The organism is Paenibacillus sp. 01T442, from assembly GCF_056398345.1.
In genome coordinates this window covers 161,913-181,116 of sequence record NZ_JBFTPF010000002.1, presented here as the reverse complement: position 1 = coordinate 181,116, position 19,204 = coordinate 161,913, and the positions used below count along the sequence as shown (strand labels likewise).

Sequence of the window (19,204 nt, the reverse complement as noted above, 5' to 3'; positions counted from 1 at the left end):
TTATCAATAAGGATATGATCAATCACGGACACGCCATTCTATAGGTAAAACCTATAGAATAGGATTAATTAATGTATTTCACAAATAGAGTCGAGGGGCGCATAATAGTAGAAAATGGAAAGAGGTGAGTGCGACATGGGAAAATCGTTCGAGGCACTGTTACCGGAGCATGAGGCATTTATCGCCAAGCAACATATCTTCTTCGTTGGTTCAGCACCATTATCAGCGGAAGGGCATGTCAATATTTCGCCGAAGGGGCACGATGTGCTGCGGATTCTATCGGTCAATCAAGTGGCTTACCTGGATTTAACAGGGAGTGGGAATGAAACCAGCGCGCATCTTGCGGAAAATGGCCGCATCACCATCATGTTCATGGCTATCGAAGGTCCGCCTCAGATTATCAGGCTGTATGGCAAAGGCCGTGTGATACTGTCTGGATCTGACGAGTGGGATCGGTTGGCGCCGAAGTTCGAATTGCTGCCAGGGGTGCGGCAAATCATGGTCGTTGACATTCACGAGGTGAAGTCATCCTGCGGATTCAGCGTTCCTTTTTACACCTATGAGGGTGAGCGGAATGCGCTGCAAAATTGGGCAGCGAAGCAAGGGGATGAAGGATTGCACGCCTATTGGCAAAAGAAAAATATGACGAGCATGGACGGACTTCCGACACCGATCGGCCAAAAGTTATCCACAGGTGGTATGTGATTGCCTATGCAAATTTGGGCAATGGCATTGCTGTATGATGGATAATTACAACTAATTTGGAGATGCTGCAAACGCATGTAATGGAGACTCTATTGCAGGGCAGCTCTCCTATTGGATACAAGCGGTTCCTGCTGTGCCTCTAACATTGACTCAATTATTAGATTTCATTTTCCAGAGTCCTGTTATTTCATGCGGAAACTGACTGTATTTATTCCGGATGCGCCGCCACTGGGGAGTTGCCCGCTAACGCGCCCTTCGCTGGGGGCAGGCCGATTAAATGAAATACTTCCTTAATGCCGCCGGGGCTTCCCGGCTTTTGCGCGTTATGCTATCCATCGTCACGCTGGTCACAAGGGCATCTGCACAAAGTTCACCTTGCTCATTGCGAATCTCCTGATGAAGCACATAGCTGGTGTTGCCAATCTTCTCAGGGCGGCAACTCACGGTCAGGTGCTCTCCTTGCTTGCACTCTTTTCGGTAATTAATGTTGATATTAACAGTTACCGTCTGAATACCGAGGGCACCGAAAGTCTCGTAAGATAGCTCACACGTCTCATACCACTCTTCACGTCCCCATTCGAGGTACTCCAAATACTTCGCATTATTTACATGTCCGTTCACATCAATTTCAGTCGAGCGAACGATGATCGCTAACTTCGTTTCCATATAAGTGATCTCCTTTGTAATGAGTAGTCTACCTATTATAACTTTCCTGCTAGCGGGATAACCAGCAGTGACTCATAAGGTTCCAACATTTGGGGAAACTATGCGAGGCGTGTTTATATGTACCCAAGTGTGGGTAGTAGTGGGTACAGTACTAAGTAAAATAGAAGTAGTCTGACAGGACCAAGGAGGGAAATTATGACACAAGACTATCGCATAGAACGTGATACCATGGGGGAAATCAGAGTGCCTGTGGATAAGTTGTGGGGGGCACAGACCCAGCGCAGCTTCGAAAATTTCAAAATCGGCACGGAGCGAATGCCGCCTCGCTTGATAAGTGCCTTCGCGCTGCTCAAAAAAGCAGCTGCTCACGTTAACCGCGACCTCGGCGGCTTGCCGCCGGAGAAAGCGGAGGCGATTTCGCAAGCGGCGGATGAAATCGTACAAGGCCGCTGGGACGACGAGTTCCCGCTTGTCGTCTGGCAGACGGGCAGCGGGACGCAGTCAAACATGAACGTCAACGAGGTGATCGCCCACCGCGGCAGCGAACTGCTCGGAGATGGCGCTTCGCGCATCCATCCCAATGATGATGTGAATCGTTCGCAGAGCTCGAACGATACGTTCCCGACCGCGATGCACGTTGCCGGTGTCATCGCGGTAGAGCAAGAACTGCTGCCTGCGCTGGAGGGGCTGCAGGCGACGCTGCACACCAAGATGTCGGCCTTCGCCGACATCGTCAAGATCGGCCGCACCCACCTGCAGGACGCGACCCCGCTGACGCTGGGTCAGGAGATCAGCGGGTGGTGGGCGATGCTGGATATGGCGTCGCGCATGGTGCGCAGCGCCGTGGATACGATGCGCGAGCTCGCGATCGGCGGCACCGCCGTCGGCACGGGGCTGAACGCGCATCCCGAATTCGGCGCCCGCGTCGCCGAAGCCCTGACTCGCGAGACGGGCACGCGCTTCGTCTCGGCGGAGAACAAGTATCATGCGCTGACGAGCCATGATCAGATCGTTTACGCCCACGGCGCGCTGAAGGCGCTGGCGGCGAACTTAATGAAGATAGCCAACGATGTTCGCTGGCTATCGAGCGGCCCCCGCTGCGGAATCGGTGAAATCACGATTCCGGAGAATGAGCCCGGCAGTTCGATCATGCCGGGCAAGGTCAACCCCACGCAGAGCGAAGCGATGACGATGGTCGTGTGCCAGGTGATGGGCAACGATGCGGCCATCGGCTTCGCCGCTAGCCAAGGCAATTTCGAGCTGAACGTGTTCAAGCCCGTAATCATACACAACTTCCTGCAGTCTGTGCGACTGCTGGCCGACAGCATGCGCTCGTTCAATGACCATTGCCTCGCGGGCATGGAACCGAATCGCAGGGTGATTCAGCGCAATCTCGAGCAATCTCTTATGCTGGTTACGGCGCTCAACCCGCATATCGGGTATGAGAAGGCAGCCAGCATTGCGAAGCAAGCGCATAAGGAAGGGCTGACGCTGAAGGAGTCAGCGATGCGCAGCGGCTACTTGACGGCAGAGCAATTCGACAGCTACGTGAAGCCAGCGGATATGGTGCATCCGAAGGCATAAGGCTGGAACATAGGGAAGAGGGTATCCCCAAGCCACGTATGTGGCGGGATACCCTCTTCTTGATGTATACAGTTGTGAAGCATGAGAATTGCAAAAGTACACTCTTTTTTATCGAATGAAGCACCTAATCTGACATGCGTGCAAATAGGCAACTATTTCTGCCAGCATGCATCTATTGGAGCCTTTTCGGTCCTAAAGGTTGCACTTTCGCACGTATTTGCCTATGTTAAGCGGGTTTCCTCGAAAATGCGTGCTCTTTTGCATCTTTGCCCATGTACGCTTAATCGCAACTATTCTGCATCTCTCCGACTCTGCCTAGTCTCTCCACCTCTCCAACCTATTTCTGCATCGGATCAGGAACCATATCGTTCTCAATGAGCTCGCTATTGGTTTTCATATGCTTCATTTCGTTCCCGAGTTTCTTCATTTCATCCATATTTTGAGCCATAGAGCCATTGTTGGCTTCTTCAATGGATTTACCGGTCGATCCGTTACAGATCTGCTCAAGCTCAATTAATTTATCCAGCGCGGCTCGGCGAACTTGAAGGGGGACGAATTGGTTGTCTGCAAAATCAGCCTCATGGAAATGCACGGATGTATTCCCAAGCTCTGAGGTTATCGTGGTTAACGTCAGCGGATAGGCCGCTGAGGTGGCATCGTTATAGATATCAATACGGTATACGGACTTTTCGACGTATTCCATACGTTCAAGTCCAAGGTCAGTTAATTGTTGATGCAAGGTATGTTTGTCCATCGAAAAGCACTCCTTTATTGGGGACGACCCCAGTACAACTGGTGTTAATTATTTTGGAAGGTTGTTTTCGCTGCCTGGATCGAGTCTGTGACACGATGCTGACTTTCTTTAGCTGTATCGACAAGGTTCTCTGTTTTTTCTTTGGCTGTATCGACAATGTCCTCTGTTTTTTGGCTAACGGTGTCTGCAAGGTTTTTTGAACTTTCGCATACAGTGGAGGCGATTTCTTTCGTTTTATCCTGCCAGGTCCGATAGGTGCTCCAGAGGTCTTTGCGCAGCTTCGACCCCTCTTTAGGGGCAATTAACAATGAGGTTATCGCGCCGACAGCACCACCAATTACTAGACCTAACAATAATCCACCTTTGTTCGTCTCGACTGCTTCACTCATACGTCATCTCTCCTTTAGTTTGGGGTTTGGTGTTTGTTACACGTCCATACTGGGATGTACCCGTTTAGAAACGTATTGAAACAGGAAAAGTACAAATGTTACCCTGCAATGTTTATTTACATCTTGAGAAATGGGGATATTTGGTTAATATAGACAAAATTCTTCATTATCTGATTGAATTGTTTGCGATAGGGTTATAGAGTATATGTGATAGATTATACCTATGGGACTCTGTTCCTATTTACCCGAAAGGGGTTAGTGCGATGAGTATTGCCATTGTGGATGATAATAAGACGAATTTATTAATTATTGAAAAAATTTTGGAGAAAGCCGGCTACACGGATTTAATTACGCTATCTTCGGCAAGAGAGCTCTATCACTTGCTTGGTATGGATACGCCCGATCAGGAGGAAGTAACGGTTGATCTGATCCTTATGGATATGATGATGCCGGAAATCGATGGGGTAGAAGCATGTAGTAAGGTACAAGCTGATGAGCGGTTAAGGGATATTCCGATCATTTTCGTAACGGCGATGGGGGATTCCAATAAGTTGGCGGAGGCATTGGATGCAGGAGCGCTCGATTATGTGATGAAACCGATTAACAAGGTGGAGCTTCTGGCGCGGATTCGTTCAACTCTTCGCTTGAAACAGGAGAAGGATTGGCATAAAGAGCGAGATAAGCGGATTAAGTATGAGCTTGATTTGGCCAAACAAGTCCAGCTTAGTGTACTTAGTCACCCGCTGAAGAATGAGCACATCGAGATTTCAGCTGTGTATAAGCCATCGTCAGAGCTGGCGGGAGACTTTTATGCGTGGTACCCGATTGGGCCAAATCGGTATGGCATTATTTTGCTCGATATGATGGGGCATGGTATTTCTTCATCCTTAGTATGTATGTACATTTACTCGGCATTGAAGGATACGATCATGGGGAAAGGCGATCCTGAGTTAGTGATGCAAGAGCTTAATCGGCGAATGAATCAGCTCCATGTCACGGATAGTCTTATTAATTATTACTTTACCGCGATCTATCTGGTCCTTGATACCGAGCAGCGTACCATTGAGTATGTGAATGCAGGCCATCCAACAGGCGTTGCTGTGCTCGATGGCGAAGTGCAGCTGCTCTCTGAAGGGTGCTGTGCAATTGGCTTTTTTGAAGGGATTGAGATTACCAAAGGGTACGCGACCTACGAGAAACAAGCTCGGATTGTCTTATATACGGATGGGTTGACGGAATGGATCGCAGATGAGGAGCATGATGGTATGGCTCAAATCAAGGGCAGCCTCCAGGATATGAATGGTCACGACCCAGAAGGACTAGTCGAAAGGCTTACTCCTACAACGATGAACGGCCCTTCGCAGGATGACATGTGCTTAGTCATGATCTCTGCCTCCTAGCTTGCACAATTCAATGAAACTTGAATACTAACAGTGGTCTTGGTAGGATTTAGACAATAATGACTAGGGAGTGTGGCTTATGTCCTCAGAAAGATTTCAAATTGATCTTGAAGAATCAGAGAAGTCAATACAGCTCATGATGCGTGGGGAGCTTGATTTGGCAGCAGCACAGGCCTTTCGCCAGGCACTTGAGGCCGTCATTCATCGTGAAGATAAGGCATTAATTCTCAATTTGAAGCATTTAGGCTATATCGATAGTACGGGGATTGGCATTGTGGTATCTACCTTGAAAATTCGCGATGAAATCAAAGCGCCGTTCGCCGTTCATGATATTCCGCCAGGGATAAGGAAGTTGTTTGATTTGACGGGGATTACTGGATTTCTGAATGAAGGGATCGAAGGCAGCGTATGAAGGTCATTCGCTTACATATTCCAGCAGCAGCGGAACATTTGGAGATCGTAAGACTTAGCTTGTATGGTGTAGCAACGAAACTGGGCTTCTCGTATGAAGACATTGAAGATATGAAGGTAGCCGTATCTGAAGCTTGTAATAATGCTATTTTGCATGCGAAGCCCGAAGATGGCAGCGGTCACATCGACATTAGTTATGAACTTAGCGATGATGCACTTCGGGTGAAGGTAAAGGATAACGGTACTGGCTACGAGGCGTCTAGGGAAAGCCGGCAAACGAGTCCCTTCGCGGGGACGATGCCGAGTGAGCTTAGCACGGGTGGACTGGGCATTTATCTGATGGAAGCGTTAATGGATGAAGTCCTGGTCGACACAAGCGGTGGCACCGAGGTTACTTTAGTTAAATATGTTCACAGCAAAAACCACGGAATGACGGAATAACCGCCAAACCGTGGTTTTTCTTTCCTATCCTATTTGCCGAGATAGGCGGCTAGCATCCAACTGTGTTTCTCCAAGGAGGAGCGGATGGTAATGAGCATATCGGCTGTAGGCTGATCCTTTTGGTCTTCGGCCAGCTGGATCCCCTCGGTCAATTCGGAGCATAACATAGTGAAATCATCAACGAGTTGTTCCACCATGAGATTAGCATCACTTTCCGTCTTCTTGGCTTCTTTAATTGAAGCCATTTGCAGATGCTCTTTCAGGGTGGCAGTCGGGATCGCACGTAGAGAAAGCATTCTCTCTGCTATCGTGTCCAAATGGAGTGTGGCTTCCGTGTACAATTCCTCGAACTTGATATGTAGGGTGAAGAAATTCTCACCTTTCACATACCAGTGATAATTATGCAGCTTCATATAGAGTACTGAGAAGTTGGCGACCTGTTTATCGAGCATGTCTGTTAGCGGGCTAGCCTTCGTTATCGTAGTCGTATTCACCATGATCATTCCTCCACTTAATTGATTTATTTGTGTCTACAAGAAATAAGTACCCTTACGAGGGCGAAGTGAAACAGTTAATTTTAGATGAACATATTTTGTGCCTCATGTGTTTCAACTTTCTCTAACTTGGGTAACTACGTAATAACAAGGCACAATAGGAGGGATTCCCATGTTGCTTCAAATAAGTGTATGTGTTGTAGCAGTTGCGTTTGTGTTTCTGGTTTTTTATTTGATCCAAACCTTAAAATCCTTGAAGCATTCCCTTGATGAGATAACCTCAACAATGGGACAGATGAAAAATGAAGTGACGGAGATCAGTTCTGATGTGAAGGATGTCATTCTCAATACGAATGAGGTTGCGATCGATATGCGAATGAAACTTTCCACACTTAATCATCTTTTTGGAACGGTGCAGGATGTTGGTCAAGTACTTCATGAGCTATCTTCTTCCGTTAAACAATCAGCTTCAGCCCTGATTGCTTCTGTCAAGCCAACAGAAACGTCTGGGAAAACATCCCCGCTGAATGGGAAGTTGAAGGCTATTCTGCAAGGAGCGACCATGACGCTCGAGATTTGGGATAAAATCAAAGTGAAGAAGTCATCACCGCAAGCCGGTACGATTAAATAGGAGGGGTCATCACGTGAACGCTATACGTAAATTTATGTTTTATAAACAGTCGGATGGGAAAGAAAATAGGATATATCTCAGTGGGGAGCTCGATCTCTCTGCAGCGTCTTCGCTAGCGAATGTGCTGGACTCGGTGGTTAGAAAAGAGGAAGAGGCACTCGTCCTAGATTTAAAGGAGTTAAAATATATAGACAGCACGGGAATAGGGCTCATCGTCTCCGCGATTAAAGTAAGGGCTGCTATGCACGCAGCGTTCCAGATCGACCATATTCCAGCTAAAGTTAGACGATTATTCGATATCACTGGCGTTTCCAGTTACTTGCATAACAATGGCAGCTTAAGAGAAAATCAACGTGTAACTGAAAGGAAAGAAGAAATCATATGAGCCCATACATTGGCCTGACCATACCTGCACAAGCGGAATATTTGGATATTGTTCGACTCACGTTATACGGCGTTGCAACCAAAGCCGGTTTCTCCTTTGAAGATATTGAAGATATGAAAGTTGCTGTCGCGGAAGCTTGCAATAATGCCATTCTTCATGCTTATGCAGAGGGGGAGCCGGGCATCGTAGAGATTCAATTTGAGCCTAGCGAKGGCTATATGAAAATAACGGTGAAGGATGAAGGCGATAGCTTTCATTATGTTCAAACGGCTCCTGAAGAATTAACGCTGCACCACAAATCGATTCAAGAAGCATCGGTCGGGGGACTCGGTCTCTTTCTAATGCAAGCTTTAATGGATGATGTGCAGGTGTTTGCTCGCGGAGGCCAAGGAACGAAGGTCATTCTGACCAAGCAGGTGTATAGAAAAGAGGAGATTGTATGAATGCGAAGGGAACTGTCTCTTCCTCCGACTCTTTATATGATATCTACGAAAAGAAGAAGATTTATAAGGAAACCGGTTGTCAAGAGGCAGCTACCGCATTGCTCTTACACTATGAACCGATCGTTCGAATGGCAGTAGCCAAAATGTCGCGAAGCCGCCCTGACCTCTATGAAGACCTCTTTCAAGTTGGTCAGATGTCGATGCTCAGGTTGTTTACGCAGTATGACCATGCGATGGAAGTGCCTTTTGAAGGCTATGCGATGAAAAGCCTCATCGGTCATCTCAAAAATTATTTGCGTGACAAATCCTGGTACATACAAGTTCCGAGACGTATTAAGGAAAAGGGAGCGCAGATGGGGCGTGCGTTGGACGAACTGACGGCTAAGCTGGAGCGCTCGCCGAATGTGGAGGAAATAGCAGCTTATCTAGAGATGAGTTCTGAAGAAACCATGGAAATCTTAGCCGGCCGCGATTATTATCACTACACATCCCTCGATACCCCGCTCACAAGTGAGGGGGATGGGGCCACGATTGGGGATATGATTGCAGGTACCTCTGATGACTATCAAGCCATAGAACACCGTATGGACCTTGCTGAAGCTATGGATTGTTTGAAGGAAGAGGAACGTACCGTCATTGGGATGATCTACCAAGAGGGGCAGTCCCAGCGACATATTGCAGATCAGCTAGGCATCTCTCAGATGAGTGTATCTCGTATTCAGAAGAGGGCGATGATGAAATTAAAAACAGCCTTAACATCGAAAGTATAGAGTTAGCTACCTGCTAGGGGGGATGAAAATGTGGTATAGTAGGTTTGTATAATGTAATATTATTACATTTTCTACCAACTGTACCAGGAGGCACTTTCCTATGTTTACTTCCCTTCTTAAAATTAAACCCAAGATTATGCTTGGCTATGTATTCATTCTTATTTGCCTTGGTCTAGCACTCTTGGTCGTAAGTAGTCGCGTGACCGATCTGCAGAAAGAAGTTAGCTATGTTTCTTCGCATGATATGGACGTACATGATCAGTTGCATAGTTTACTGAAAAACGTACTTGATATGGAAACAGGCATGCGTGGCTTTGTGATTACAGGTAATGAGCAGTATCTTGACTCTTATTATGAAGGCAGTCGCAACTGGCAGGTGACGTATGATCATATTCATCAACTTATCAGTGATAACCCCTCCCAAATGCAAAGCCTGGAGGGGATCGAAGAGACCATTAAGAGTTGGTTGAAAACTAGCGGAGAGTACGTTATTCGTATGAAAAAAGATAACAATACGGCTGCTATCAATGAATTTTTTAAGCAGAATACAGGCAAAAAAACGATGGATCAGCTGCGGACGCAATTGGATACCTTCCTCGTCACAGAGAAAGTGCTTACTTCCACAAGAGTCGAGCAAATCTCCAAAAGCAACTATAATCTTAGAGTTGTTCTTTTTACTATTTTAGGCCTTATTTCGATTATTGCTATAGTTGTAGCTTTGATTCTATCGAATTCGATAACAAACACGATCAAACAAGTTACACGGAAAATTCGTGATATCACGGCCATGGAGGGCAATCTGGCCTCACGGATTGAAGTGAGGACGAATGATGAGATTCGTGAGCTGGCCGAAGCCACGAACGGGCTATTGGCGAGTTTGGAGAAAACGAGCTGGATTCAATCCAGTATTACCGAGGTGTCCACCCTGTATCAAGGTATACGTGATATAACTGTGCTGAGTGAGGCTTTTATTCAGAAGCTTGCTCCCATGTTAGAGGCCAGTTATGGCGTTGTCTACCTGAAACATTATGAGGGGGGGCAGCTTTCTTATGTCAAAATTGCGGGATACGCCGCTTCTGGACAAGATCATGCAAGTGCAAGCTTTCAATCAGGTGAAGGTTTGGTTGGACAATGCGCAATCGACAAGCGAATCTTCCTCATGGATAACCTGCCTGATAATCATGTGAAAATAACGTCAGGTCTCGGGATTTCAACGCCGCGCAGCTTACTAGTCGCACCCATTCTTGTTGATGGAAGAACGGAGGCTGTTATTGAATTAGCTTCCCTTCATCAATTTGAGTCGAAGCATCTGACTCTGATTGACTCTCTGCAAGAGAAGTTCGGGACCGCGATTACGAGTGTGCGCAGCCGTATGGAAGTGGAGCGACTCCTCTCCGAGTCGCAAATGCTGACGGAGGAGCTGCAAGCTCAATCCGAGGAGCTTCAGACGCAGTCGGAAGAACTGCAGATGCAACAGGAGCAGCTTCGGATGACGAATGAGTTTCTGGAGGAGCAGAACCATTTTGCCGAGCAGAAAGCGACGGAGCTCGAGAAGGCCAAAGATGAACTCGAAGAGTATTCCTTGAAGTTAAAGACAAGTTCGCAGTACAAGTCCGACTTCTTGGCTAATATGTCCCATGAATTACGAACACCGCTGAATAGCATCATGATTCTTTCGCAAATGCTAGCAGAGAGTAACGGAGACATGCAAATGTCCGAGGTTGTGGAGTATTCGCGAGTGGTGAATGCCGCGGGTCATGATTTGCTGTCGCTCATCGATGATATTCTGGATTTATCCAAGGTTGAAGCTGGGAAAATAGAGATTATGCAGGAAGAAGTGAATGTGACGGAGTTACCGCAGTCTATGGAGCTTATGTTCGCACCGGTAGCCGCTAAGAAGGCGCTTGATTTCCATGTTATTCTTGAGCCTGATGTGCCGTCTGTCATCGTGACGGATGGTCAACGACTGCAACAAATTCTGAAGAACCTGTTGTCGAATGCGTTTAAATTTACCGAAACAGGGTCCGTTTCCATGCGAATAGCGCTTGCGGAATCCGCGCGGATTAAAGAACTTCTCCACCGAGATCCAGAGGAAACGGTTCTTGCCATCTCGATTAAAGATACGGGTATTGGGATTCCAATCGATAAGCAGCATATCATCTTCGAGGCGTTCCAACAAGTGGATGGTACAACTAATCGTCAGTATGGCGGGACTGGGTTGGGATTATCTATTTGCCGCGAGTTTACTCGCTTACTTGGGGGGACGATTGTTGTGAAGAGTGAGCTGCAGGTAGGCTCTACGTTCACCCTGTATATTCCCAACGGCAAGGAAGGCCTGATTCATCCTGGTAGTTCCTTCGCACAAGATCAGATTGCGGCTTCAAGTGAGCAAGAGAATTCGTATAAGGGAGGATCTTCCTATTCGAAGAGCTTCTTTAGCGAAGCTGGGCCGTCCCTAGATGAGCCGATCCACACGGATGTGCAACTGTTCGAAGGAAAGACAGTGCTGCTTGTCGATGATGATGCCCGTAATGTTTTTGCGCTCGTCAGCGCTTTGGAATTAAAGGGGGTAACGGTCGTTGTCGCCGAGAATGGCAAGGAAGCCATCGAACTGTTAACTGTGAAGCCAGATTACGATTTGGTATTAATGGACATCATGATGCCAGTTATGGGTGGTTACGACGCCATGAAAGAGATACGGGAAGGTCTGGAGTTGCGCCATGTACCGATCATTGCACTGACAGCGAAGGCGATGAAGAGCGAGAAAGAGAAATGTCTCGAAGCGGGAGCATCGGACTATATTACGAAGCCGTTGCAGATGGAACAGCTCTTCTCGCTGATGCGAGTGTGGCTTACGAAGCAGGTGAAGAAGCATTGACACGTGATCCTCAGGATGGATGGAACGAGCCCCAAGAGCCGCCTGACGATGAGCGGGAAAATATTGAGATTAATCTGCTCCTAGAGGGTTTATATCAAATGTACGGATTCGACTTCCGACATTATGTGCGCTCCTCTTTACGCAGACGTATTCTGAATCGAATGAAGATGGAAAAACTGCGAACGATAACAGCGCTTCTGGAAAAAGTACTGCATGAGCCGAAATTCGTAGATAAACTGTTAAGCGATATGTCGATTCGCGTGACAGAAATGTTCCGAGATCCGAGCTTCTTCAATGCTTTCCGCACTCAAGTCGTGCCGGAACTACGGGATTATCCGGAGATTCGTATCTGGCACGCAGGTTGCGCTACAGGCGAGGAAGCCTATGCAATGGCGATTCTCATGCAAGAAGAGGGCTTGGCAGAGAAGACGCGAATCTATGCCACTGACATGAATGAGCAAGCCATTGTATCGGCGCAAAGAGGCGCTTTCCCGCTGAAGCAGATGCAGCTGTATACGACGAATTATTTGGAATCTGGCGGCACCAAAGCATTCTCGGAGTATTACTCGGCGGATCATCAGTATGCCTATTTTAAACCGCAGCTGAAAGAAAACATGATGTTTGCCCAGCACAACCTGGTGACAGACGGCTCTTTTAATGAGTTCCATGTGATACTTTGCCGGAATGTGATGATCTACTTCGATCCGAAACTGCAGCAGCAGGTGCACAGTTTGTTTTACAGCAGCTTAACCCCGCAAGGTTACTTGGGTCTCGGGAAGAAAGAGTATATTCTCCACGTKCCTGAGGGTGTGCACTATGATGATTTTGTGCCACATGAGCGTATATACCGTAAGAAATCATAGCCGTGTTATCGAAGAGGTGTCCCCAAAACCATGTATGTGGCGGGGGCGCTTTTTTTCTTTTCGGGGATGAGAGAGGGGGGATAACTGGAAAAAATACAGCTATATATGCGAGATTCTCTCGGAAATTCGATTTAACTGTAAAACATGTAGGTAAAACGGCCTCTTTTGATCAGATTGGGTAAAATGGGTGAAATTAACTACAGGTTTTCCATCTATTCAGCGTTTGATCAGAAAAACTCATGATTTAACTGTAGGAAATCCATCTATTCATCTGGAACACAGGAGAGTTTACGAAACTTTCAGCACTCCATACTCCAACTGCTATATCTACCTCTACTATTAACTCTTCTCCAATTTCTACTTCTACTTCTACCTCAACCTCAACTCCAACTCTCTCACCCTAGCTCCACTCACAACCAGCTTTTCACTCATCCGGTCTTATTCAATAAAGAGTAAGCTTCGCTTACCCCTAGGCCACAAACACATGCATGCTTAGATGTCATACCTCTAGAATAACGTACACGTTCTTAGTTGACAGCATAGTCGTTTTTGATCAAATTCGTTTAAAGGCCTGTTTCAACCTTTGCTGGTCTGGGTAATAGAAGGCATAGCAAGATAAACACTATCGAAAAGGAAGAGAGAGGTGTTGGGTATGCTAGGATGGGCTATGACGTTTCTTGTAATTGCGCTAGTTGCAGGTGTTTTTGGATTCTTTGGGATTGTCTCAACAGCAGTAGGTATCGCCAAAATTTTGTTCTTCGTCTTCCTTATTATGTTCGTAGTATCGCTGATTTTCGGAAGACGTCAACGTTTCTAGCGAGCATGTAACCTGAGCAACGAACACAAGGTAACACGGATACACCCTATAAAACCCATTGACGAGGAGGAATTACCATGAGTACGACGTATACCAGAGTAAGTGTGACATCCAGTCTTGAGGATACGCAGAACAAGGTACAACAACTGCATAACGAAGGCTTTAAAAAGGATCATATTTATGTTCTGACACACAGTGCTGAAGGTACTAATTACGTCGCGGAGTATGCGGGTGCAGAGCAGATTTCGATGGCCGAAGAAGGATTGTTCACGTCGATCGCCAATCTGTTCCGATCACGTGGCGAGGAGCTGAGAGCGAAGATCCTGGCGCTCGGCGTGCCAGAAGCGGAGACGGACAGACTCATAACTGAGCTGGAGTGGGGGAAAATTCTCGTATTAGCCACGCCTCATATGAGTGAGGAAGATACCTTGATGATGTATCAGGGCGAAGCATTTCAACGAACGATAATATAAGTGGATTCCTATGAAATAGTCCTATATCGAGAAAAAGCCCTTGTCTCCAATGGAGACAGGGGCTTTTGGGTGCCGGATTCATCGCCTGCTGCTTGTGTTCGATAAGGTTGGGAGCATCTTTAAATCCTTGACCATGGATGAATTGCAAATCGGACATACAGGACTATCCGCGAATGAAAAGTTATCTCTCATCCAGCAAGAGCACTGATCAGTGCTGCAGGTCCAGATGCTGGTTTGTTCCTCCGGTACTGGTTCCAATGATTTTTTTGAAAAGTACAATCGAACTCCTCCTTGTCATAATTGACTCTGACGCGCAAGCAGTTGAAGCAATATGTGATGAAGGACTACAGCTTGACTACATTTTCAGCTTGCGGTCCGCGGTTACCTTGAACAACTTCGAATTGCACACGTTGGCCTTCATCCAAGCTTTTAAAACCTTCTCCTGTAATGGCGCTGAAATGAACGAATACGTCATTGCCGCCTTCCATTTCGATAAATCCAAATCCTTTTTCTGCGTTAAACCATTTTACTGTACCTGTTTCCATGTGTTCATAAACCTCCAAAGATAATTTGTGCCTGCGCTTCTCATTCGCGGAAGTGATTCCTGCCAGAGAGCTTGTTAATCATTAACGCAGCTTTGATAATATATCCATTAATCAGGAAGCTTATTCCACTTTTCTGAAAAAACATCAAAGTTATTTTCAGACAGCGATAAGCTCTTGACGCTACCTTAGGAAGTGCTCTATACTATTCCTAAATTTAACCAAAGCTTTGCGAAAATTTCATAGTTCGTATAACCTCGATAATTTGGTTCGGGGGCTCTACTGGGAACCTAAATCCTAACTACGAACACAATATATGCGTATATTGTGTTTGTGGTTAGGATTTTTTTGGTTCCCTTATTCTATTTGAGGAGGCTGAAGAGATGGGTTCCATCTTGATTCAAAATGCGAAAGCAATTGTAACGGTGGATGCAGATGACCGCGTGTTGGAGAATGCGGATCTGCTGATTGAGAGCAATCAGATTGTACAGATAGGGAAGGGGATATCTCCGAAGGATGCCTCCACGCAAATTATGGATGCGTCCAACATGTTCGTATATCCTGGCCTCATTAATGTTCATCATCACTTGTATCAGACGTTTACACGTAACCTTCCGCAGGTGCAGAAGCTCGAGCTATTCGACTGGCTCCGCTATCTGTATGAGATCTGGAAAGGTCTGACGCCGGACGCTGTTTATCATAGCTCACTAACAGGTATTGCCGACCTCATGAAGAACGGCTGTACGACCGTATTTGACCATCATTATGTGTTTCCTGAGCAACATAGTGGGCATTTCATCGATAAACAGTTCGAAGCTGCTGATCGACTAGGTATACGCTTCGTGGCTTCACGAGGATCGATGACGCTGGGCAAGGATCAGGGCGGATTGCCGCCAATGAGCGTCGTGCAGGACATCCACACGATCCTCGCGGATAGCGAGCGGCTTATTGACCTGTATCACGACGCCAGCGCAGGCTCGATGCGGCAGGTCGTACTCGCGCCTTGCTCGCCGTTCAGTGTGTCCGCAGATATCTTGCTCGAATCTGCGAAGCTGGCTAGAGCCAAAGGCGTGCGCCTCCATACACATCTCGCCGAGACGAAGAATGAGGAAGCCTATACGCTCGAACGATTCGGCATGCGGCCGCTCGCCTATATGGAAAGCTTAGGCTGGGTAGGCTCCGATGTGTGGTATGCGCATGGCATTCATTTCAACGATGATGAAATGAAGCTGCTCGCGCAGACGAAGACCGGCGTCGCCCATTGTCCCATTTCCAATATGAAGCTGTCCTCTGGCATTGCCAGAGTACCGGAGATGCTGGAGATGGGCATTCCAGTTGGTTTGGCTGTCGACGGCAGCGCTTCTAATGATGGCTCGAATCTGCTGGAGGAGCTTCGCATCGCCTACCTGCTGCACAGGCTTCAATCCAGCGCATTTGCGCCAACCGGATATGATCTATTGAAAGTAGCGACGAGGGGCGGAGCTGAGATCCTCGGTAGATCGGACATTGGGTCGCTGGAGGTAGGCAAATCAGCAGACTTGTTCATGGTGCGCGTTGATCAGATAGACGCGGTCGGAACGCATACGGACGCTAAGTCGTGGTTGGGGACAGTAGGCCTCAAACGTGCGGTCGACTACACGGTCGTCAACGGCCGAATCGTCGTGGAGAAAGGTAACCTGACGGGAGCAGACGAGGGAAGGCTGTATGAGGACTGTCAGGCCTCCTACCAACGCTTCATCCAGCAATAAGTAAAAAAAGCTCGCTCCCTTAGCCTAAGAGGCCTTGAGGAGCGAGCTTTCAGTTTTTTAGGCAAGCAGGAGAATAACCAAGAGTTCAAAAAGCACGAGCGTTATAATTTGATTATACTGTGCTGGTGTATAGATCGGCCTGTTATGACCTTGATGGTGGCCATGATGGGGTTCCGTATGCAGATACATGTGATGACCATCTGCATTAATAAGAACACCTTCATGTGTATGCCCATCAATTGTTGTCACCCGAATCTTACGGCCCATGTGTGGATGCAGTGCATGCATGACTGCGTCTCTTTTGTGCTTCATCATGTGCTGCCAGTTGGGCTCAGATTGGTACACCACATGAGGTCCTTGGTGCCCATGATGACCTTGCGGTCCTTGCGGATGCATAGGGTTCGTATACATAAACGCTCACTCCTTCTCGTTCAGCTGCGCACTCGCAGCAGGCTTTCTGCCTAGGTTCATTACTAGACTATTCAGCTCTACGAAAAGGGTGATCGCCTATTCAGAAATTACTTAGTCGCGGTGGATCGTGACGACACGCGTCTCATTGTTAAACGAAACGACGCAACCAAGCTGTTCAGCAATGAAGCGAATAGGGACAAACGTTGAGTTGTCGGACAATGTAGCGGCACTCTCCAGCTCAGGAGCAGCTGAGCCGTTTACAGTTGCGTTTTTGCTATCCAATGTCAAAAGGAGTGTTTTCCCCGTGAGGAAATCAGTAATTGTAACTTGGCGTAGATCACCATTCCAGCCAACCTCAGCACCTAGCTGTTCGGAAACAAAGCGAACCGGGACCATCGTCGTGCCATTGGCATTAATGAATGGTTGAGGCGCGTCGTCTTTAGCCCCTGACCCGTCGGTAACCATATTGATATCTTTTTTCGTTACTTGCAGATCGTTTTTAAGCATTTTATAAAGCGTGGATTGCTTATCTAAAGTAGCAAGCACTCTGAAGATTGCCGTAGCATCTGGTTTAAGTTGAAGTGCACCGGCCGTATCTACCTTGCTAGCCGTAACCGGTTTATTCAGATTCCAAGATTCACTCACATAGGAAATCTTAATCGCGGAAGCGCCATTGTTTGATTCTGTCATTGGCATGTTGATCGCAATGTTCTGCTTACGAATTTGCTTGTCACTATCGATGAAAAGATCTGCTTGAAGCGATGCCTTCGCACTAAACATATCTTTCGTTGGATCAATGGAATCCGCCAATCCCGCTAAGTAATCATGGATCGGGGAGTACACAAAGCCAAGCGTCAGATCTTTATTCGTTAGCAGGCTCAAAGTAATGCTTTTATCTCCAGCTGCGATCTGTTCTTGAATCACAGGAGCAAGTGCATCGTACAATTGGCTAAGCACTTTTTTGAGGCCAGCTTCGTCGGCAAGAACGTTAGCTAGCAGCTTTTGCAGAAGGGAAGCTAATTCCGTGCCGCTAAGCTCTACATGTGCTTTTTGCAACGAAAGCGATTCATTATTGACTTTATCAGTTACCGAAGTAATCGCTAGATTAGCAGGATCCGTGCTATTTGCTAAAATAAGTTCAATGAGTCCTGATTTGATCTCAAGTAATTTATTACCGAATTGTTCTTGGATGGACTTAGGTAAGAAACTTAAGAAAGAAATATTAGCCCCGCCTAAAAGATCAATAACGATCGGCTGTTTCGCACCTTCAATGGTAAGGTTGATCTTCGTACCCTCCATGGCAACATTGAAAGGGATAGTACCTTTACTGTAAATAATCTTCCCTTCAGCAGATAGACGTTGGCTGTCCTGCGTTTTTACTGCGAGCTCAATCTTCACATCCTTCAGGGCTGCAAGTGCGGCTTTTTCCCCCGCGGATAGCTTAGACGTATCGCCTGGGACAAGCTCAAGCTGCAAAGTACCTTTCGACTCGGAAGACTTCACATTCGCGCCATTCTGAACGGCTTTCGCCAGTTCCAAACCTTGTATTGATTGACAACCCGTTAGCGTCAACATCATGATTACCAGCGCTGCCGAAATTAACCAAGTCCATTTTTTTGAATGCATGGGATAATCTACTCCTTTTGTTTTAATAGATTTAACGATAAGTCATCGAATGATTATACGCAAGTAGTATGAGAAGGATGCGCTTTGTGTGTTTAAAATTAACGAGGGGGAATTGCTGTCCTTCTTATGTGATAAAAAGGGATTTTTCTTTGAAACGAAACCTTTTATTCCCAATTTCGTCTACATTTATGTGGGAGGTAAAGCTGATGATGACGATGTTTATTGTTTGTTTTTTTGTAGGTCTCGCACTTACGTTGCTCATCACACTTTTCGGTGTGGACAGCTTTGAGCTGCATGGCGATGCAGGTGGTACACATGGACATGGACACGGGCATAGCAGCCCATCTTGGTTCAATATGTCCTCATTGCTCGCGGGTTTGACGGTGTTCGGAGGCATGGGGTACATCCTTAACAAAGTTGGCATGACAAGCGGTTTACTGATTCTTCTCTTTTCGATTGCTGCCGGGTTAGTGATGGCGTGGCTCTTCTTTCTTTTGTATGCGAAGGTTATTTATAAGCATGATGACAGTATGAAGGAGAGCGATTTTGAGCTAAGTGGTCAGTTGGGGAAGCTTACAGTTCCGATTAGGGGCAAAGGCATGGGTGAAATGGTGTATGTGCTCCAAGGAACCACGCGCTCCATCAGTGTTCGTTCTGAGAATGGCGAGTCCCTGGTGAAAGGGACGAAGGTTGTTATTTTGAACATGAGCAAAGGTGTGGCTACGGTGACGGAATTTAGTGAATTTGAGTAGCCCATTTTTGCTTCAAACAAT

The 19,204-nt window shown here is 46.9% G+C and carries 23 protein-coding genes and 1 riboswitch; of the genes, 15 read left to right on the top strand and 8 right to left on the bottom strand.

Annotated elements, in window-relative coordinates; genetic code table 11:
- Positions 1-135: 135 nt before the first annotated feature.
- Positions 136-705: a pyridoxamine 5'-phosphate oxidase family protein gene (locus AC1DLM_RS03685; RefSeq protein WP_477569154.1), complete on the top strand. Its 570-nt coding sequence runs from the start codon at positions 136-138 to the stop codon at positions 703-705.
- 273 nt (positions 706-978) lie between these two features.
- On the opposite strand, the gene AC1DLM_RS03680 is transcribed toward AC1DLM_RS03685, so the two are convergent.
- Positions 979-1,371 (bottom strand): acyl-CoA thioesterase, encoded by a 393-nt coding sequence (locus AC1DLM_RS03680; protein WP_441990950.1) that lies wholly within the window; start codon positions 1,369-1,371, stop codon positions 979-981.
- A 195-nt stretch (positions 1,372-1,566) separates the two neighbouring features.
- On the opposite strand from AC1DLM_RS03680, the gene fumC reads away from it, so the two are divergent.
- The gene (gene fumC / locus AC1DLM_RS03675; RefSeq protein WP_441990951.1) at positions 1,567-2,955 is read left to right on the top strand and encodes a class II fumarate hydratase; all 1,389 of its coding nucleotides are present in this window, start codon (positions 1,567-1,569) and stop codon (positions 2,953-2,955) included.
- 337 nt (positions 2,956-3,292) lie between these two features.
- On the opposite strand, the gene AC1DLM_RS03670 is transcribed toward fumC, so the two are convergent.
- Both AC1DLM_RS03670 and AC1DLM_RS03665 read right to left on the bottom strand, forming a co-directional pair.
- Positions 3,293-3,709 (bottom strand): hypothetical protein, encoded by a 417-nt coding sequence (locus AC1DLM_RS03670; protein ID WP_441990952.1) that lies wholly within the window; start codon positions 3,707-3,709, stop codon positions 3,293-3,295.
- A gap of 44 nt (positions 3,710-3,753) precedes the next feature.
- Positions 3,754-4,098: a YtxH domain-containing protein gene (locus AC1DLM_RS03665; RefSeq protein ID WP_477569153.1), complete on the bottom strand. Its 345-nt coding sequence runs from the start codon at positions 4,096-4,098 to the stop codon at positions 3,754-3,756.
- A gap of 263 nt (positions 4,099-4,361) precedes the next feature.
- Between AC1DLM_RS03665 and AC1DLM_RS03660 the strand changes: the two genes are divergently transcribed.
- The 3 genes from AC1DLM_RS03660 (at position 4,362) to rsbW (AC1DLM_RS03650) (ending at position 6,350) form a co-directional block, all read left to right on the top strand.
- The gene (locus AC1DLM_RS03660) at positions 4,362-5,498 is read left to right on the top strand and encodes a SpoIIE family protein phosphatase (protein ID WP_441990954.1); all 1,137 of its coding nucleotides are present in this window, start codon (positions 4,362-4,364) and stop codon (positions 5,496-5,498) included.
- Between the two features lie 79 nt (positions 5,499-5,577).
- The gene (locus tag AC1DLM_RS03655) at positions 5,578-5,910 is read left to right on the top strand and encodes an STAS domain-containing protein (RefSeq protein WP_441990955.1); all 333 of its coding nucleotides are present in this window, start codon (positions 5,578-5,580) and stop codon (positions 5,908-5,910) included.
- Positions 5,907-6,350 carry an anti-sigma B factor RsbW gene (gene rsbW / locus AC1DLM_RS03650; RefSeq protein WP_441990956.1) on the top strand — a complete coding sequence of 148 codons (444 nt, stop codon included), beginning with the start codon at positions 5,907-5,909 and terminating at the stop codon, positions 6,348-6,350. The genes AC1DLM_RS03655 and rsbW (AC1DLM_RS03650) overlap by 4 nt, the downstream gene beginning before the upstream one ends.
- A gap of 29 nt (positions 6,351-6,379) precedes the next feature.
- Here rsbW (AC1DLM_RS03650) and AC1DLM_RS03645 read toward each other — a convergent pair whose 3' ends face one another.
- Complete coding sequence (locus tag AC1DLM_RS03645; RefSeq protein ID WP_441990957.1) at positions 6,380-6,847, bottom strand: Dps family protein; 468 nt, start codon at positions 6,845-6,847, stop codon at positions 6,380-6,382.
- Between the two features lie 169 nt (positions 6,848-7,016).
- Here AC1DLM_RS03645 and AC1DLM_RS03640 point away from each other — a divergent pair, with 169 nt between their 5' ends.
- From AC1DLM_RS03640 to AC1DLM_RS03605, 8 genes are all read left to right on the top strand, one after another.
- On the top strand, positions 7,017-7,475 hold the full coding sequence (locus AC1DLM_RS03640; protein WP_477569152.1) for a DUF948 domain-containing protein: 459 nt from the start codon (positions 7,017-7,019) through the stop codon (positions 7,473-7,475).
- A 13-nt stretch (positions 7,476-7,488) separates the two neighbouring features.
- Positions 7,489-7,860: an STAS domain-containing protein gene (locus AC1DLM_RS03635; RefSeq protein WP_441990959.1), complete on the top strand. Its 372-nt coding sequence runs from the start codon at positions 7,489-7,491 to the stop codon at positions 7,858-7,860.
- Positions 7,857-8,303, top strand: coding sequence for an anti-sigma B factor RsbW (rsbW, locus tag AC1DLM_RS03630; protein ID WP_477569151.1), 447 nt, complete (start codon positions 7,857-7,859; stop codon positions 8,301-8,303). Before AC1DLM_RS03635 ends, rsbW (AC1DLM_RS03630) begins: the two co-directional genes overlap by 4 nt.
- Positions 8,300-9,073 (top strand): sigma-70 family RNA polymerase sigma factor, encoded by a 774-nt coding sequence (locus tag AC1DLM_RS03625; RefSeq protein ID WP_441990961.1) that lies wholly within the window; start codon positions 8,300-8,302, stop codon positions 9,071-9,073. The genes rsbW (AC1DLM_RS03630) and AC1DLM_RS03625 overlap by 4 nt, the downstream gene beginning before the upstream one ends.
- A 100-nt stretch (positions 9,074-9,173) precedes the next feature.
- Positions 9,174-11,951 (top strand): CHASE3 domain-containing protein, encoded by a 2,778-nt coding sequence (locus AC1DLM_RS03620; protein ID WP_477569150.1) that lies wholly within the window; start codon positions 9,174-9,176, stop codon positions 11,949-11,951.
- Positions 11,846-12,814 (top strand): CheR family methyltransferase, encoded by a 969-nt coding sequence (locus tag AC1DLM_RS03615; protein WP_441990963.1) that lies wholly within the window; start codon positions 11,846-11,848, stop codon positions 12,812-12,814. Before AC1DLM_RS03620 ends, AC1DLM_RS03615 begins: the two co-directional genes overlap by 106 nt.
- A gap of 652 nt (positions 12,815-13,466) precedes the next feature.
- The gene (locus AC1DLM_RS03610) at positions 13,467-13,631 is read left to right on the top strand and encodes a DUF1328 domain-containing protein (protein WP_171629953.1); all 165 of its coding nucleotides are present in this window, start codon (positions 13,467-13,469) and stop codon (positions 13,629-13,631) included.
- A gap of 77 nt (positions 13,632-13,708) precedes the next feature.
- Positions 13,709-14,104 (top strand): YflT domain-containing protein, encoded by a 396-nt coding sequence (locus AC1DLM_RS03605; RefSeq protein ID WP_171629954.1) that lies wholly within the window; start codon positions 13,709-13,711, stop codon positions 14,102-14,104.
- Positions 14,105-14,182: 78 nt separating this feature from the next.
- On the opposite strand, the gene AC1DLM_RS03600 is transcribed toward AC1DLM_RS03605, so the two are convergent.
- On the bottom strand, positions 14,183-14,362 hold the full coding sequence (locus tag AC1DLM_RS03600; RefSeq protein WP_477569211.1) for a cold-shock protein: 180 nt from the start codon (positions 14,360-14,362) through the stop codon (positions 14,183-14,185).
- 86 nt (positions 14,363-14,448) lie between these two features.
- Positions 14,449-14,649 carry a cold-shock protein gene (locus AC1DLM_RS03595; RefSeq protein ID WP_028555458.1) on the bottom strand — a complete coding sequence of 67 codons (201 nt, stop codon included), beginning with the start codon at positions 14,647-14,649 and terminating at the stop codon, positions 14,449-14,451.
- 224 nt (positions 14,650-14,873) lie between these two features.
- A riboswitch (purine riboswitch) is annotated at positions 14,874-14,970 on the top strand.
- Positions 14,971-15,029: 59 nt separating this feature from the next.
- Between AC1DLM_RS03595 and AC1DLM_RS03590 the strand changes: the two genes are divergently transcribed.
- Positions 15,030-16,394, top strand: coding sequence for an 8-oxoguanine deaminase (locus AC1DLM_RS03590; protein WP_477569149.1), 1,365 nt, complete (start codon positions 15,030-15,032; stop codon positions 16,392-16,394).
- A 57-nt stretch (positions 16,395-16,451) separates the two neighbouring features.
- Here AC1DLM_RS03590 and AC1DLM_RS03585 read toward each other — a convergent pair whose 3' ends face one another.
- Together AC1DLM_RS03585 and AC1DLM_RS03580 are read right to left on the bottom strand one after the other, a co-directional pair.
- Positions 16,452-16,805: an acetyl-CoA acetyltransferase gene (locus tag AC1DLM_RS03585; protein ID WP_477569148.1), complete on the bottom strand. Its 354-nt coding sequence runs from the start codon at positions 16,803-16,805 to the stop codon at positions 16,452-16,454.
- A 111-nt stretch (positions 16,806-16,916) separates the two neighbouring features.
- Entirely contained in the window at positions 16,917-18,431 is a 1,515-nt protein-coding gene (locus tag AC1DLM_RS03580) for a copper amine oxidase N-terminal domain-containing protein (protein ID WP_477569147.1), read from the bottom strand.
- Between the two features lie 206 nt (positions 18,432-18,637).
- On the opposite strand from AC1DLM_RS03580, the gene AC1DLM_RS03575 reads away from it, so the two are divergent.
- Complete coding sequence (locus tag AC1DLM_RS03575) at positions 18,638-19,183, top strand: NfeD family membrane protein (RefSeq protein ID WP_477569146.1); 546 nt, start codon at positions 18,638-18,640, stop codon at positions 19,181-19,183.
- The last annotated feature ends 21 nt before the right edge of the window (positions 19,184-19,204 follow it).

Coding starts and splice junctions, on each gene's coding strand:
- AC1DLM_RS03685 (WP_477569154.1), top strand. CDS start 136: ATGGGAAAATCGTTCGAGGCACTGTTACCGGAGCATGAGGCATTTATC.
- AC1DLM_RS03680 (WP_441990950.1), bottom strand. CDS start 1,371: ATGGAAACGAAGTTAGCGATCATCGTTCGCTCGACTGAAATTGATGTG.
- fumC (WP_441990951.1), top strand. CDS start 1,567: ATGACACAAGACTATCGCATAGAACGTGATACCATGGGGGAAATCAGA.
- AC1DLM_RS03670 (WP_441990952.1), bottom strand. CDS start 3,709: ATGGACAAACATACCTTGCATCAACAATTAACTGACCTTGGACTTGAA.
- AC1DLM_RS03665 (WP_477569153.1), bottom strand. CDS start 4,098: ATGAGTGAAGCAGTCGAGACGAACAAAGGTGGATTATTGTTAGGTCTA.
- AC1DLM_RS03660 (WP_441990954.1), top strand. CDS start 4,362: ATGAGTATTGCCATTGTGGATGATAATAAGACGAATTTATTAATTATT.
- AC1DLM_RS03655 (WP_441990955.1), top strand. CDS start 5,578: ATGTCCTCAGAAAGATTTCAAATTGATCTTGAAGAATCAGAGAAGTCA.
- rsbW (WP_441990956.1), top strand. CDS start 5,907: ATGAAGGTCATTCGCTTACATATTCCAGCAGCAGCGGAACATTTGGAG.
- AC1DLM_RS03645 (WP_441990957.1), bottom strand. CDS start 6,847: ATGGTGAATACGACTACGATAACGAAGGCTAGCCCGCTAACAGACATG.
- AC1DLM_RS03640 (WP_477569152.1), top strand. CDS start 7,017: ATGTTGCTTCAAATAAGTGTATGTGTTGTAGCAGTTGCGTTTGTGTTT.
- AC1DLM_RS03625 (WP_441990961.1), top strand. CDS start 8,300: ATGAATGCGAAGGGAACTGTCTCTTCCTCCGACTCTTTATATGATATC.
- AC1DLM_RS03620 (WP_477569150.1), top strand. CDS start 9,174: ATGTTTACTTCCCTTCTTAAAATTAAACCCAAGATTATGCTTGGCTAT.
- AC1DLM_RS03610 (WP_171629953.1), top strand. CDS start 13,467: ATGCTAGGATGGGCTATGACGTTTCTTGTAATTGCGCTAGTTGCAGGT.
- AC1DLM_RS03605 (WP_171629954.1), top strand. CDS start 13,709: ATGAGTACGACGTATACCAGAGTAAGTGTGACATCCAGTCTTGAGGAT.
- AC1DLM_RS03595 (WP_028555458.1), bottom strand. CDS start 14,649: ATGGAAACAGGTACAGTAAAATGGTTTAACGCAGAAAAAGGATTTGGA.
- AC1DLM_RS03590 (WP_477569149.1), top strand. CDS start 15,030: ATGGGTTCCATCTTGATTCAAAATGCGAAAGCAATTGTAACGGTGGAT.
- AC1DLM_RS03585 (WP_477569148.1), bottom strand. CDS start 16,805: ATGTATACGAACCCTATGCATCCGCAAGGACCGCAAGGTCATCATGGG.
- AC1DLM_RS03580 (WP_477569147.1), bottom strand. CDS start 18,431: ATGCATTCAAAAAAATGGACTTGGTTAATTTCGGCAGCGCTGGTAATC.
- AC1DLM_RS03575 (WP_477569146.1), top strand. CDS start 18,638: ATGATGACGATGTTTATTGTTTGTTTTTTTGTAGGTCTCGCACTTACG.